The sequence below is a fragment of the Desulfovibrio porci genome (genome assembly GCF_009696265.1).
Lineage (GTDB): Bacteria > Desulfobacterota > Desulfovibrionia > Desulfovibrionales > Desulfovibrionaceae > Desulfovibrio > Desulfovibrio porci.
Genome location: NZ_VUMH01000009.1, coordinates 81199 through 94097 on the forward strand (window position 1 = coordinate 81199; position 12899 = coordinate 94097).

Annotated in this window: 12 protein-coding genes; 8 read left to right on the forward strand and 4 right to left on the reverse strand. The window is 63.4% G+C overall.

The genetic code is table 11. The annotated features are described in order from the left end of the window. The 6 genes from FYJ44_RS09690 (at position 1) to fliW (ending at position 6479) form a co-directional block, all read left to right on the forward strand. Positions 1 to 1467, forward strand: a complete 1467-nt coding sequence (locus FYJ44_RS09690) for a rod-binding protein (protein WP_154511570.1) — start codon at positions 1 to 3, stop codon at positions 1465 to 1467. A 105-nt stretch (positions 1468 to 1572) separates the two neighbouring features. Beyond that, positions 1573 to 2040, forward strand: coding sequence for a flagellar protein FlgN (locus FYJ44_RS09695; RefSeq protein WP_154511572.1), 468 nt, complete (start codon positions 1573 to 1575; stop codon positions 2038 to 2040). Between the two features lie 3 nt (positions 2041 to 2043). Next, the gene (flgK, locus tag FYJ44_RS09700; RefSeq protein ID WP_154511574.1) at positions 2044 to 4182 is read left to right on the forward strand and encodes a flagellar hook-associated protein FlgK; all 2139 of its coding nucleotides are present in this window, start codon (positions 2044 to 2046) and stop codon (positions 4180 to 4182) included. Positions 4183 to 4200: 18 nt separating this feature from the next. Next, a complete protein-coding gene (flgL, locus tag FYJ44_RS09705; protein WP_154511576.1) occupies positions 4201 to 5739 on the forward strand; it encodes a flagellar hook-associated protein FlgL in 1539 nt (512 codons plus the stop codon). Between the two features lie 15 nt (positions 5740 to 5754). Continuing rightward, the gene (gene csrA, locus FYJ44_RS09710) at positions 5755 to 5991 is read left to right on the forward strand and encodes a carbon storage regulator CsrA (RefSeq protein ID WP_022655754.1); all 237 of its coding nucleotides are present in this window, start codon (positions 5755 to 5757) and stop codon (positions 5989 to 5991) included. After that, positions 5970 to 6479 (forward strand): flagellar assembly protein FliW, encoded by a 510-nt coding sequence (gene fliW, locus FYJ44_RS09715; protein ID WP_154511578.1) that lies wholly within the window; start codon positions 5970 to 5972, stop codon positions 6477 to 6479. Before csrA ends, fliW begins: the two co-directional genes overlap by 22 nt. A 96-nt stretch (positions 6480 to 6575) precedes the next feature. Here fliW and FYJ44_RS09720 read toward each other — a convergent pair whose 3' ends face one another. The 3 genes from FYJ44_RS09720 to rpoZ all read right to left on the reverse strand — a co-directional run bounded on the left by FYJ44_RS09720 (position 6576) and on the right by rpoZ (position 10056). After that, complete coding sequence (locus tag FYJ44_RS09720; protein ID WP_229772643.1) at positions 6576 to 8381, reverse strand: dipeptidase; 1806 nt, start codon at positions 8379 to 8381, stop codon at positions 6576 to 6578. A gap of 210 nt (positions 8382 to 8591) precedes the next feature. Continuing rightward, positions 8592 to 9704 carry a molecular chaperone DnaJ gene (dnaJ, locus tag FYJ44_RS09725; RefSeq protein WP_154511580.1) on the reverse strand — a complete coding sequence of 371 codons (1113 nt, stop codon included), beginning with the start codon at positions 9702 to 9704 and terminating at the stop codon, positions 8592 to 8594. A 112-nt stretch (positions 9705 to 9816) separates the two neighbouring features. Further along, a complete protein-coding gene (gene rpoZ / locus FYJ44_RS09730) occupies positions 9817 to 10056 on the reverse strand; it encodes a DNA-directed RNA polymerase subunit omega (RefSeq protein WP_154511582.1) in 240 nt (79 codons plus the stop codon). Between the two features lie 353 nt (positions 10057 to 10409). Here rpoZ and FYJ44_RS09735 point away from each other — a divergent pair, with 353 nt between their 5' ends. Then, positions 10410 to 11234, forward strand: coding sequence for a tRNA lysidine(34) synthetase (locus tag FYJ44_RS09735; RefSeq protein WP_229772644.1), 825 nt, complete (start codon positions 10410 to 10412; stop codon positions 11232 to 11234). On the opposite strand, the gene FYJ44_RS09740 is transcribed toward FYJ44_RS09735, so the two are convergent. Continuing rightward, a complete protein-coding gene (locus FYJ44_RS09740) occupies positions 11231 to 11701 on the reverse strand; it encodes an SMI1/KNR4 family protein (RefSeq protein WP_229772645.1) in 471 nt (156 codons plus the stop codon). The two genes, FYJ44_RS09735 and FYJ44_RS09740, sit on opposite strands and share 4 nt — an antisense overlap. Positions 11702 to 11920: 219 nt before the next feature. Between FYJ44_RS09740 and FYJ44_RS09745 the strand changes: the two genes are divergently transcribed. Next, positions 11921 to 12814 carry a M23 family metallopeptidase gene (locus tag FYJ44_RS09745; protein WP_154511584.1) on the forward strand — a complete coding sequence of 298 codons (894 nt, stop codon included), beginning with the start codon at positions 11921 to 11923 and terminating at the stop codon, positions 12812 to 12814. Positions 12815 to 12899: the final 85 nt, after the last annotated feature.

Sequence of the window (12899 nt, forward strand, 5' to 3'; positions counted from 1 at the left end):
ATGACAGCGCCCCTCAATGCCGTTCCGGCCATGATTTCGCCGGAAAGCGCACCCAACGAAAGCTCCCGCCGCGATCTCCAGGCCCGGCTCGCCGGTCTGGGCGACCTCGGCGGCAAAAAGATTTCGCCCGAGGCCAAGGCCAAAAAACTGCGTGAGGCCTGCGAAGGTTTTGAATCGGTCTTCATCCAGAAGATGTGGCAGGAAATGCGCAATACCCTGCCCAAGAACGGCCTGCTGCACGGCCGCGAGGAGCAGTTCTGGCAGGACATGTACGACCAGGAACTGTCCAAAAAAATGACGTCCGCCGGAGGCATCGGTCTGGCGGATATGATGTACGAACAGCTTTCGCGCAATCTGGTTTCCGCCAGCCGCAGCGCGGCGGGACTCGGCCGCAACGCGGCTTTCAGTCCCTCGGCGGCTCCCCTCTTGCCGGAAACGCCCGCGGCTCCGGCGGCGGAACAGCCCGTTGCGGCAGCCGCAACCGGCGTTCCGGCCGCAGACCGGGTGGCCGACGCGGGACGCGCCGGAGCTTCCGTCTATGACGGCGTTGCGCCGCAAATGGGCGTGGTGGACCGGAATGACGCGGCGGGCAACGGCCCGGTCGGCGATCCGGCAGTGCGGGCCGGGGCCGCGCTGAACGCAAGCGTCCAAAATGAAGCTGAAATTTTGAGCAATCCCGAAGTGGAGCAGGCTCTGGCCTCTCTGCGCGCCCGGCAGGCCCTGAACCCGCCCGCGCAAGAAAAGGCGACAACAGCGCACGCCGGGCAGGGCGCGCGGCAGGACGGACTTTCCGGCCTGGAACTGGCCCGGATGGCCCAGCGCGAGGCCGGGGACAAGCTCGGCCCGAACGCCGTGCGGCCCCCCCTGCGGCATTTGAACCGGCCCGGCGGGACTGTGGAGCGGCACGCCGTCAACAGACAGACCGCACCGGCCTCCGGCTCCGCGCCGCAGCAGGCGTCCGGCGCAGGGGAAAGTCCGTTCGCAGCCGCGGCAATGGCCGTCCAGGCGGCCACACTGTCCACGCAGGCTGTTCCCGGCGCGTCTCCGCCCCTGAATCAGGCGCAGGGGCAAAATCAGGAGCAGGCCCAGACCGCTGAGGCCGCCCCGCAGACCCGCACGGTGCGCTATACCACCAATATTCCGCAGAAAGGCCGCAGCCGGCGCGGCCAAAATCTGATCCGCACCCTGAATGCGGACGGCACGGGACCGGGCAGCCGCGCCGGCGCCGGACTGGCCGCCTATCATGCGGCCCAGGCGCAGAGCCAGGCCGCCCAGGCCAATGCCGATCCCGCCGCCGCTCAAAGCAATGCGGCCCGGACGTCGGCGGCTCAACCCGCCGCCCCGGACCCGGCGCGAACCGTGCCGCCGCTCACCGCCCGCTCGGGGGAGGAGCAGGGCGCGGCGACAGGCGGCCCGGCGGCTTCATTCAGCATTCCGCCGCTGACGGCCGGAGATTTGCGCGGTTAAACGGCATGAATTTTGCTTGATTGAGGTCGGGCGGCAGTTTCTGCCCGGAGCGCGGCAAACCGATAACGGGCCGCCGTCCTGACCTTCAAGGCCAAGCGAGGCGTTATGTACCAGAGAATTCAGGAAAGTTTATCCCGCCAGGACAAGGCGCTCGCGCTGCTGCGCGACCTGTTGGAAGAGGAATACCGTATCCTGCTGTCGAGAGACACGGACGGCGTGGTGGCGCAGGAGTTTTCCATTCAGGAACTGATCCGCCAACTGGCTGTGGAAAAGGCCGTGGTCATCAGGGCGCTGGACGGCGTGCGCGTGACGGAATACGCCCGCTCCCTGCCGGAAGAGCAGGGTGAGGCGCTGCTTGAGCTGTTCCGCGCCGTGGATTCCTATGAACAGGAGGTTTCGCGCCAGGCGTCGCGCAACGCACAGCTTTCTCTGGCGCTGCTGGACCAGAGCAGCCGCACCTTGCAGGCCCTGACCAGCAAGGCCATGCCGCCCAGGACGGAAACCTACGGCCGCAGGGGCGGCATGCGCCCCGAGGCCCACCCGCAGGCGGCCATCATTTCCGGGAGGCTCTAAGCCATGCTCAGTGGTCTGCTCAACATCGGCCAGTCGGCCCTCAACGCTTCCCAGGCCTGGATCTCGGTCACCGGCAACAACCTTGCCAATGTGGATACCGAGGGTTACTCGCGTCAGTACGTGGATCAACGCGACGCGGGCGGCCTCACGGCGACCAAGCCCGGCGCGCAGGGGCTGGGGGTCAACGCCCAGCAGATCATGCGTTTTTTCGACGCCTTCCTGGAACGTTCCTATGTGCGCCAGTCCACCAACTCCGCGCGCTGGGACGAGCAGGACACCATTATGACTTCGCTGGAGAACATCTTCAACGAGTCCAACCGAGCGGGCCTCAGCTCCTCGCTGAACAAATTCTTCACCGCCTGGCAGGATCTGGCCCTGCGTCCGGACGACACGGCCACCCGCGAGAGCCTGCTTTCCTATGCCGACAACCTCAGCGACATGTTCGGCAGCACCATGGACGGCATCAAGGCCATCCAGAAGGAAATGGACGTCTCTATCGGCCAGACCGTGGACCGCGTCAACGACCTCGCCAAGTCCATCGCCGATCTCAACAGGCAGATCACCGCCAATACCGTGGACGGCATCAGCAATCCCAACAGCCTGCTGGACAAACGCGACCAACTGGTGCGTGAGCTGGCCACCCTGGCGGATGTGGAAACCATCGACAACGGCAAGGGCAATTTCCGGGTCCAGCTGACCACCGGCCAGCCTCTGGTGGACGGGCTGAACAGCTATGAGCTGCGGGTCATGGGGCCGCGCACTGAAGACCGGGTCATGGGCAACTCCACCTACACGGGAACCGTGAAGTACGACGGCTCGGACAGCCACGAGTACACGGTGGACATCGTCAATGGCGGCGATGTGGGCGACGTGCCGCCGCCGCAGTTCCGCGTCTCTCTGGACGGCGGCAAAACCTGGCTGCGTGACGAGAACGGTCAGGAACTGCATTTCGACATTACGGACAACGACGGCGATGGCGAGGTTGATCCGGTTCTGGTCAAGGATCTGAAAATTTCCTTTACCAGTACGACCGATTTTCACGTCGGCGACAAGTTCGACATCGTGCCCAAGAGTGGTCTGTACTGGATCGAGCCCACGCACGGTCCGCAGAACATCACTCCGCAGGTCCGTTTTGACGGCACGGACAACCAGAGCCGCCTTACCGGCGGCAAGCTGGCCGCGTACTACAATATCCGCGACGACAACTGCGGCCGCTACATGGACGAGCTCAACGCCGTGGCTTCCTCCCTGATCTGGGAAGTGAACCGCATCCACAGCCAGGGCACGGGCCTGAGCATGCTGGATTACGCCCAGGGCCAGCAGAAGGTGGAGGACATCAGTCAGGCGCTGGGTTCGGCCCAGGCCATCCTGCCCTTTTCGGACAGGCTTCAGGAAGGCAACGTCAATTTCCATTTTTACGACAAGACCACCGGCGACTATACGGCCTCCGGCATGCTGGATTTTGACCCGGCTACGCCCGGCATCCAGAATTTCGATCCTTCCCGCCACAGCCTGGAAGACGTGCGCGACGCCATCAACAATATGGTGGATGCGGACGGCAACCCCCTCGCGCCGCCGCCGCTCAACGCCAGCATCCAGGACGGCAAGCTGATCATTGAAACCAATCCCGCCGCCAACGTGAGCTTCGGCATGGGCACGGACAGCACGGGCCTGATGGCCGCCCTGGGCATCAATACTTTTTTCAGCGGCGACAACGCCTCCAATCTGGCCGTCAACAGCCAGGTGCACAGCAATACCAACCTGATCGCTTCGGGCCAGGTCAACGGCCAGCATCAGGCCAATGTGGGCGATAACGCCACCGCCGAGGCCATAGGCAAGCTGGCCAGCAAGAACGTGACCATTTCCACGCTCTGGAAGACCGTGGACAATCAGAGCATCTCCCAGTACTACGCCAACCTGGTCACCACTGTGGGATCGGACCGCCGGCTTTCCAGGACCAATGCCGAATATCACACCGCGTTGACCAATGATCTGGCCGAGCGCACGGCTTCGGTGTCGGGCGTGAACATGGACGAGGAAATGAGCAATCTTATCAAATACCAGCACTCCTACACGGCGGCGGCCAAGCTGATCACCACCGCCGACCAGATGCTGCAAACCCTGCTCGGGCTCAAGCAGTAAGGCGCGAGAGGAGGGCGTATGGCTATCCGCATTACCCAGAGCATGATGTACAGCGACATGGTCGGCCAGATGCAGAAAAATCTGGCGGCCTATATGGAGAGCAACGAACAGGGTTCCACCCAGAAGAAGATCAACCGGCCTTCGGACGATCCCGCCGGCACGTACCGCGTGCTCACCACCCGCGACGATCTCAACGCCACGGCCCAGTACCAGACCAATGTGGATACGGCCAAGGGCTGGGTGCAGCTGGCCATGAATATTCTGGGCAACAAGGTGTCCACAGCCATCACCGGCCTTAAAACCCTGGCCGAACAGGCCTCCAACGGCACATACACCGCCGCGCAGCGCGAGATCATGGCCGACCAGGCCCGGCAGTACTTCGGCGAACTGCTCAACTATGCCAATACGGAATTTGAGGGCAAGAGTCTGTTCGCCGGACACAGATATGACAACAGCGCCTTTGAGGAAGGTCTGGCCCTGACCAGTTGGGATGACAACTGGTCAGGCGTGCTCAACCAGGGCGGCTACAGCATCCAGGGCGCGACCGACTCGACTACGCTGATCCAGTTCACCAGCGACGGCACGCTGGGCGTGGACGCGCTGACCTACCGCTGGTCCAAGGACGGCGGCACCACCTGGACCGATGCGACGGTGGCCGCGGGCAGCCACGAACTGGTGGCCGACGGCGTCGTTGTGACCCTAGACCAGGACATGACGGTCAGCGCGGCGGACGTGGACGCGGGACCGGGAGCCAAAAACGGCACCCTGCTTTATATCCGGCCCACGGCCGTGTACCAGGGCGACGACAAGGATCCGCCGCCGGAAATGACCATCATGGGCGGCCAGCAGGGGCTCACGGCTTCGGCCAGCGGCACGTTCAACAAAAATATGCTGGTACGTATGGACACCGCCGCGGATTTGAATACCGTGGGCACTGAATTCACCTGGTCCTACAGCACGGACGGCGGCTCCACCTGGGTTACAGCCAAGGGCCAGACCACCGGCGGCGGCACGGTGCGCCTGCCCGTGCCCGGCGGCTATATGGATCTGGACGCCGCAGCGGCGGCCGGCGGCACCACGGTGCCGGCCGGCGCGCAGGTGCTGATCCATCCCTCCCGCGCGGATCTGAATTACGAGATATTCAAGGACACGTATATTTCCGTAAACGGGGTGGGCAAGGACATTTTCGGCGGCTATTACCAGGGCAAACCGTCCATTGAAGGCGACGCCAACCTTTTTGAAGTGGTGGGCAATTTCATCGGTTATCTTGAGGGCAACAATCAGGAGGGCTGCCAGAAAACCTTGGCCGCTCTGGAAAAGGCGCATGAGACTGTACTCGCCGAATCCACCCGCCTGGGCGGGTTGGAAAACCGTATAGAAATGGCCTCGGACGTTCTCAGCTTCCAGAAGCTGGACCAACAGGAACGATTGAGCTATACTGAAGATATAGACCTGACCGAACTGTTGACCAAACTCACCCGGCAGCAGCTCACCTATCAGACGGTGCTTCAGTCTTCATCAATGATCATGAAACTGAGCCTCGCCAACTATGTATAGTGTAATGGATACGCCATGCTGATATTGACGCGACGCCCCGGCGAGAGCCTGTATCTGGGCGAGAATATACGCATAACCGTTCTGGGTATGCAGGGCAAACAGGTCAAGCTCGGCCTGGAGGTGCCCGGCGACACCACGGTGTATCGCGAAGAGGTCTACAAGCGGGTCATTGAAGAGAACCGCCGCGCTCTGGCGACAAGCAACGAAGACTTCATGGTGGCTGCTGAACTATGGCACGAAACAAAGAAATAGAGATCGACACCCGTCTCGGACGGCGCTGCATCGACACCGACAAGGTGATCCGTTTTCCGCGCGGTCTGGCCGGTTTTGAGGACGAGCAGGATTTTATCCTGCTCCAGATCCGGCCTGAAGCGCCGCTGCTCATCCTGCAAAGCGTGAACAATCCGCAGGTGGGCCTGCTGGTGGCCGATCCCTACAGTTTTCTGCAATCCTATCCGGTCATGGTGGGCGACGCGGAGCAGAAGCTGCTCCAGATCGAGCGAATGGAAGACGCGGCCATTCTGGTTACGGTTTCCATTCCCGCCGGAGAACCGGAAAAGGCCGCGCTCAATCTCACCGGGCCCATTGTCATCAATCACAAGGCCCGTATCGGCCTCCAGGTGCCTCAGGGCGCCGAGGGCCCGGCCCAGATCAACATGCATTCGCTCAAGCCCGTGGAGCCGACCCCAGAAGCCGACGCCGCGCCCGGCGCGGATCCCGACGTGAATGCCCAAGCTTAACCCGGGCATATTTTAAGCACTCAACAAAGGCCGTCCTCGCAAGAGGGCGGCCTTTGCGGTGATGTATTCGTGTCCTTCCGGTACAGCGGCGAATGCCTACTTGCCGCCCTTGCCGTAGCCGTGGGCCGGGCCGTCGGCGTAATTGGTCCTGTCCAGCCACTCCTGCGGATAACCCACCGGCTGGGCCATTTTCCCCGGTGCGCTCACAAAGCCCTGGGCATATTTGGCCACAAGGTGCTCGAAAAGATTGGTCCAGTCGGCGCGTACGGCTTCGGCATGGGCGTTGAGGCGCTGGTTGCGCCGGGAGGCGGCCCGGCGCGGGTCGGCGGCGGCGAGCCCGGCCAGTTCATCTTCCAACCGGGCCTGAAGGCGGAAGCCGTCATCCTCGTTCAGGGCGGCGCGCGCCCGGATGTCCCGGATCATATAGGAATACTTGAGTTGGGCGTAATTGCCCACGAGGTTATAGGTCCACCAGGCGCTGTCCCGAGAGAAGGCGCGGGTATCGCCCTTTTCATAGCCCTTGGGCAACGGCCCCACGGTCAGCGGCACAAAGACGGACTCCGCCGGGCGGTCAAGGGCCAGCCACAGGGTTCCGGCCAGGGTGCCGGGAAGATGGGGCTTCCACTGGCAGATGGTCGTATAGCCCGTATAATACATGGAAAGGGGCCGTTCCCACGCGCCCTTGAGCTGAGCCTTGGGGTCGCCCACATCGCCGTGCGGATCGTAGGGGCCGAGATAGCGTTCCGGCGAGCCGAAAGGTCCCGCGGCCACGCCTCTGGTCAGGTCGAATTCCGTGCCTTCATAGTGGTCGCGATGGATGCGCTGCAGGTCCCGAACGCTCATTTTCTGGTCCGGCTTGATGGAAAAGGGATAGGCGCGGGTGACGCCGCTTTCCACCCAGGCGGGCAGTCCGGCCGAGGGCGCGGCCAGGGACAGGGCGCGCCATACCCGGCGCAGGGAATAATAGGGGTGGCAGTACTCGCCGTGACTTACCGAGGTAAGCCAGTCCACGGGCCTGGAGGCGTTCTTGGGCGAACGCCAGCCCGCCCGGTCGAGGACGTCCATGAGGCTTTCACCCCACATCTGGTCGGGGTTGCCGGGAATGAGCTCGCGGATGCGGAATTCGTTGGCCGCCACCCAGAAGTGTCCGTCGGGAACGCGCTGAGCCGCCCAGAGCCCGCCGCGTCCTTCCGGCGACGGGGCCATTTCCATGGCCCAGGCCTCGCTTTTGTCGGCTACGGGCAGGGTTTCGCCGGTGCCGTAATAGCCGTAAGTTTCAATGAGACGACCCATGAGAGTGATGGCTTCGCGGGCGGTGCGGCAACGCTCCAGGGCCACACGCGCCAGTTCCGAGGAATAGAAGATGCGCTTGCCCGGCTCCGGTCCGTTGCTGATGAACGCGCCGTCGGTGCATTCGCCGAACATAAGGCCGTGCTCGTTCATGATGGCGTAATTGCCGTCAATGTAGGCGTAGGTATGCGCCGCCTGGGGAATATGCCCGACGGGAATGGACGGCGGATTGCCGGGATTGGCGTAGCCGGGCGCGCGCTTTCCGTCCACTAGGCGCGGGACCGTGAAAGCGTTGAATTGCGGCTGATCGCCCACGGCCACCGCGCTGGCGTACACGGGGCGCAGGCTGCCCTTGGGCCAGTCGCGCGCGGGCACAAAGACGATGCTCTGATCGCCCAGATCGTTGTCGTCGGAATGGCTGACCAGCATACTGCCGTCGGCCGATGCGCCGGGCGTGACAATGGTGGTGGTGCAGGCCGAGTTTTTGGGCATGGGCGGCAGGCGGACGCCTTTCGCCGGGGGGCCGGCGTGCGCGACGCCCCACAGCGGGATCAGGACCAGTGCCAGCGACAGGAGCGGCGCGGCGAAACGGCGGCTGAATCGGGTTTGCATGTCTGTTCTCCTTGGCAAAGCGTCAACAACTCGGGGGGAAGAGACCCGGCCCGCCATTCAGGCCTGTCCGCAAAGCTGTTTTCTTTCAGACTAGCAGGAATCGCGGCCGCTCTCAACCGAGGAGTCAAAAAATGCCATCAGCCGGAAACGTGTTGCGTTTCCGGCTGATGGCACGCCGCGCGGAAGCGGCGTCAGAGCATGGAGATGGACTTAATCCAGGCCCATGGCCTTGCTGATTTTTTTGGCGGCTTTTTTGACTTTTTCCAGGGGGGTCTGCTCCCCGGCTTTTTCAAATTCGCGCAGCAGTTCTTCCTGTTTGGCGGAAAGGCGGGTGGGGGTGAGCACCTTGATCTCCACCAGCAGATCGCCGCGCTGCTTGCGGCCGGGGTAGGGCAGGCCCTCGCCGGACAGGCGCAGCAGGGCGCCGCTCTGCACGCCTCTGGGAATTTCCAGGGGCAGGTCGCCGTCAATGCCCGGCACTTCCACCTTGTGCCCCAGAGCGGCCTGCACGAAGCTGATTTCCTGGCTGTAGATCAGGTCCTGGCCCTGGCGCTGCCAGCGTTTGTCCTGCTCCACGGTGAGCACCACATACAGGTCGCCGGGAGGGCCGCCGTGCACGCCGGCTTCGCCTTCACCGCGCACGCGCAGCCGGGTGCCGGTATCCACGCCCGCGGGCACGCGCACCACCAGTTCCCGCGTGTCGGTGACAATGCCCTCGCCCCTGCACTTGGCGCAGGGTTTGGTGATCATCTGGCCCGTGCCCTGGCAGACGGGGCAGGGCATGGCGATCTGGAAAAAGCCCTGGGAGCGGCGCACCTGGCCCGTGCCGTTGCACTGGCGGCAGGTTTCCACCTTGCTGCCGGGCGCGGCCCCGCTGCCCTTGCAGTCCGGACAGGTGACGTGCTTGGGCAGGGACAGGGTAATTTCATCGCCCTTGGCCGCCTGCGCGAAACTGACGGTCAGATTGTAGCGCAGGTCCGCTCCGGCCATGGCGCGCGGACCGCGCGAGGCCGAGGAAAAGCCGAAGAGATCCCCGAAAATGTCGCTGAAATGGGCGAAAATGTCCTCGGCGCTGCCGAAGCCCCCGCCGCCGTTGCCCTGCACGCCCGCATGGCCGAAGCGGTCGTAGCGGGCCCGTTTATCCGGATCACGCAGCACGTCGTAGGCCTCGGCGGCTTCCTTGAAGCGCTGCTCAGCCTCGGCGTCGCCGGGGTTGTGGTCCGGATGAAACTTCATGGCCATTTTCCGGTAGGCACGCTTGATTTCGTCCTCTCCGGCGGTACGGCTGACGCTCAAAACTTCGTAATAGTCGCGCTGCATCATAATTTTCGGTGCTGTTGCGTGTGTATCGGGATGGCGAGACGGCCCGTGCTGACGCCTGTCCCCCGGTCCGCGTCACGGGCCGGGGGACAGGGGGACTCGCGGAACAGTTCCGCTAGCCCTCGTTATTGGGCGCTTCCTGCCCTTCGGGCAGAGGGTTGTACAGGCTCTTGTCGTCCGGCATGACCTTGCCGGCGGCGATTTCACGCAGGGCGGTGACGACTTCCTTGTTGCGCGTTTCCACCAGGGCTTCATACCCTTCGCGATACTGATGCACGCGCTTGATGGCCATCTGCACCAGCAGAAAACGGTTGTCCACGCGTTCCTGACAATCTTCCACAGTAATACGGGCCATGCTGCCTCCGTGTCCGGCCGGCCTTGACGTGCCGACCTCCGTTCCGGGAAATCCGGTTGAAAAATAATACCGCCCGGCCTGTTGTAAAGAGGGCGGGCGTGCGGATGCGCCTGAATACAGAACTTTGCCTGCTGAAATAAGATATGATAGAGGGAGGGGCGAAATCTGTCAAGAACCATTCGCCGTCGGCCTGTCCGGCGCGCTCCGGGAGGGATCATGCCTGCCCTTTGTCTGTTTGTTGCCGTCCGCAGCCCGGCGGCCGCCGCGTGCGCGGCCCGGCCCGCCGGAGGCGCGGAAAAAAACCGGGTCCCGCAAAAGGCTTGCACGTTGCCCGGCCTGCCGGAGCGACGCGCATGAGCCGGGAAAAGCGTTCTTTCGCCCAGGAGGTCTGCGTCAAAAGCGCGGGCAAGGCCATGCAGAAAACCGGCATGCTCTGGCCCGGCTGCCGTGTGGGCGTGGCCGTGTCCGGCGGGGTGGACAGTTTCGTGCTGCTCAAGAGCCTGAAAATCCGCCAGGGCATCGTGCCCTTCCGCTTCGAGCTCATGGCCCTGCATCTCAACCCCGGTTTTGACCCGCGCAGTCACGCGGCCCTTCTGCCCTGGCTGGCCCGAGAGGGCATTGCCGCCCACCTGGAAGTGACCGAGTTTGGGCCACGGGCTCATTCGGAGGAAAACCTGCGCCGCTCGGCCTGCTTCCGTTGCGCCTGGCTGCGGCGCAAGCGTCTGTTCGAGCTCTGCGCGCGCTATGGCCTGACCCATCTGGCGCTGGGCCACAACGCCGAGGATCTGGTGGAGACGTTTTTCATGAATCTCTGCCGCAACGGCAGGGTGGACGGCATGAGCATGTGCGAACCCTTTTTCAACGGCGGGCTGCGCCTGATCCGGCCTTTGCTGCTGGTGGAAAAGAAATACATCCTCAAGGCCGCCAAGCAGTGGGATCTGCCGGTCTGGGCCAATGCCTGCCCTTCAGCCGGGCACACCGCGCGCAGCGCCATGGCCGAAACCCTGTCCGGCTTCTACGGCCTGACCAGGGTCGCCCGACGCTGCATTTTCAACGGCCTGACCCGCTGGCAGCTGGACAAAAACAGCCTGCCGGAGAATGGGAGAGACGACGCCCCGCAAGACGACGCGCCACATTGCGGCGATAAGCGTAAAGACGCGCGTGGCGGCAGGCTCTAGTCGGAATACATGTATTTCAACAGCGTCTTGTTGAAGAAACTGAACATGCCGTCGGCCATTTTGGTGATGGCCCCGTTGCGTTGCTCTAGATAATAGACGGACGGATCATCGGGCAGCATAAGCAGGCGGTCGCCGGGATTGTGGAGATAAAATTCGCCGATGATCAGCGCGTCGGAACCGGGCATGACAATGGGGCCGAACTCGGCGGCCTTCACGGACAGACCCGCCATGGAAATGGCGGCGCAATGGGTCAGCAATTCTTTGAGTTCTTTGGAAAAGCTGAAGTCCAGCTTTGTTTCCAGGGCCGCCACAGCCTCCGGACTGAGGCCCGGCGCGACCTTCAGGTCTTCAAATTCGCTCACGGCAGCGTAAAATTCGGGCAGAAGATCCCGCAGAGCCCGCCGCGCCGGATCCCCGGGGACGGGGGACGTGGAGGGAACGGAAATCGTGGGAGTGTTTTCCGGCATGGCTGTTTCTCCTTGCTGCGGGCGCGGCCCGATGCGGACCAGCGGATGTGGCGAACTATACACGTCCCTTGCCGGATTGTCAGCAGGCAGGTTGCCGAGGCCCGGACCGGAACACCGAATATGCTCCGGCATCAAGATCCGGGCCCGGACAAAGCCCGTGCCGGTCCCGCTCCGCCGCGCATTGACAGAGGACGGAGCGCAACCTAGACTATCCGCTCCATGCTGCTCGGCAAATACCATATCGTCATTTTCAAGGAAGGACGCAGCGGCAGCCGCAACCTGCGGATGCGCGGCTGGTTCGGCTTTACGGCCTGCCTGCTGGTCCTGGCCCTGATCGCCTGCAACGTCTGGCTCTGGCGGGCCTGGCTTCAGGCGCGCCATCTGGATGAGAATCTCGACAACGCCCAGCGGGTCATTGAGGAGCAGCGCCGCCAGATCGTCAACCTCGCCGGACGGATCACCTCCGTCAGCCAGGACTTGCAGCGCGTGCAGCGCTTTGATTCCAAACTGCGGATGATGATGAACATGGAAAAAGACCCCGCTGAAGTGGGCGGCTCGCCCGGCGACTTTTCGCGCGCCTATCTGCCCCTGCACCGGCAGGAACTGGCCGCGCGCAAGATGCAGGATTTTCTCTCCCGTCTTTCCGAATCCGTGCGCCTGGAGGAAGTGCGCCAGCAGGATCTTTTGCGCGCCCTGCGCGAAAACCGCGACGCCCTGGCCTCCATGCCGTCCATCTGGCCGGTGGTGGGCTTTGTGTCCTCCAGTTTCGGCGGGCGCTCCTCGCCCTTCGGCGGCGGAAGCGGCCAGTTCCACAAGGGGCTGGACATCAGCAACCGCATGGGCACGCCCATTCTGGCCCCGGCCCAGGGCGCGGTGACGATGGCCGCGCGCGACGGCGCTTACGGCAACAGCGTGGAAATCAACCACGGCGGCGGCATAGTCACCAAATATGGCCATATGCAGCGCTGGGTGGTGCAGCCCGGTCAATGGGTCAAGCGCGGCGAAATCATCGGCTATATCGGCATGACGGGCCGCACCACCGGTCCGCACCTGCATTACGAGGTGCGGCTCAACGGCGTGCCGGTGAATCCCATGCGCTACATCCTGGAGTGAGCGCGCCCGCGCATTCCTCCTCCGTTTTATTTCATTTTCGCATATAGGCTTTTGACTGTTGCGAAACAGGCCCGCCCTGGCGTAT

What these genes read in the sequence shown, in the direction of transcription:
- FYJ44_RS09690 (WP_154511570.1), top strand. Translation starts at nt 1, where the DNA reads ATGACAGCGCCCCTCAATGCCGTTCCGGCCATGATTTCGCCGGAAAGC.
- FYJ44_RS09695 (WP_154511572.1), top strand. Translation starts at nt 1,573, where the DNA reads ATGTACCAGAGAATTCAGGAAAGTTTATCCCGCCAGGACAAGGCGCTC.
- flgK (WP_154511574.1), top strand. Translation starts at nt 2,044, where the DNA reads ATGCTCAGTGGTCTGCTCAACATCGGCCAGTCGGCCCTCAACGCTTCC.
- flgL (WP_154511576.1), top strand. Translation starts at nt 4,201, where the DNA reads ATGGCTATCCGCATTACCCAGAGCATGATGTACAGCGACATGGTCGGC.
- csrA (WP_022655754.1), top strand. Translation starts at nt 5,755, where the DNA reads ATGCTGATATTGACGCGACGCCCCGGCGAGAGCCTGTATCTGGGCGAG.
- fliW (WP_154511578.1), top strand. Translation starts at nt 5,970, where the DNA reads ATGGCACGAAACAAAGAAATAGAGATCGACACCCGTCTCGGACGGCGC.
- FYJ44_RS09720 (WP_229772643.1), bottom strand. Translation starts at nt 8,381, where the DNA reads ATGCAAACCCGATTCAGCCGCCGTTTCGCCGCGCCGCTCCTGTCGCTG.
- dnaJ (WP_154511580.1), bottom strand. Translation starts at nt 9,704, where the DNA reads ATGATGCAGCGCGACTATTACGAAGTTTTGAGCGTCAGCCGTACCGCC.
- rpoZ (WP_154511582.1), bottom strand. Translation starts at nt 10,056, where the DNA reads ATGGCCCGTATTACTGTGGAAGATTGTCAGGAACGCGTGGACAACCGT.
- FYJ44_RS09735 (WP_229772644.1), top strand. Translation starts at nt 10,410, where the DNA reads ATGAGCCGGGAAAAGCGTTCTTTCGCCCAGGAGGTCTGCGTCAAAAGC.
- FYJ44_RS09740 (WP_229772645.1), bottom strand. Translation starts at nt 11,701, where the DNA reads ATGCCGGAAAACACTCCCACGATTTCCGTTCCCTCCACGTCCCCCGTC.
- FYJ44_RS09745 (WP_154511584.1), top strand. Translation starts at nt 11,921, where the DNA reads ATGCTGCTCGGCAAATACCATATCGTCATTTTCAAGGAAGGACGCAGC.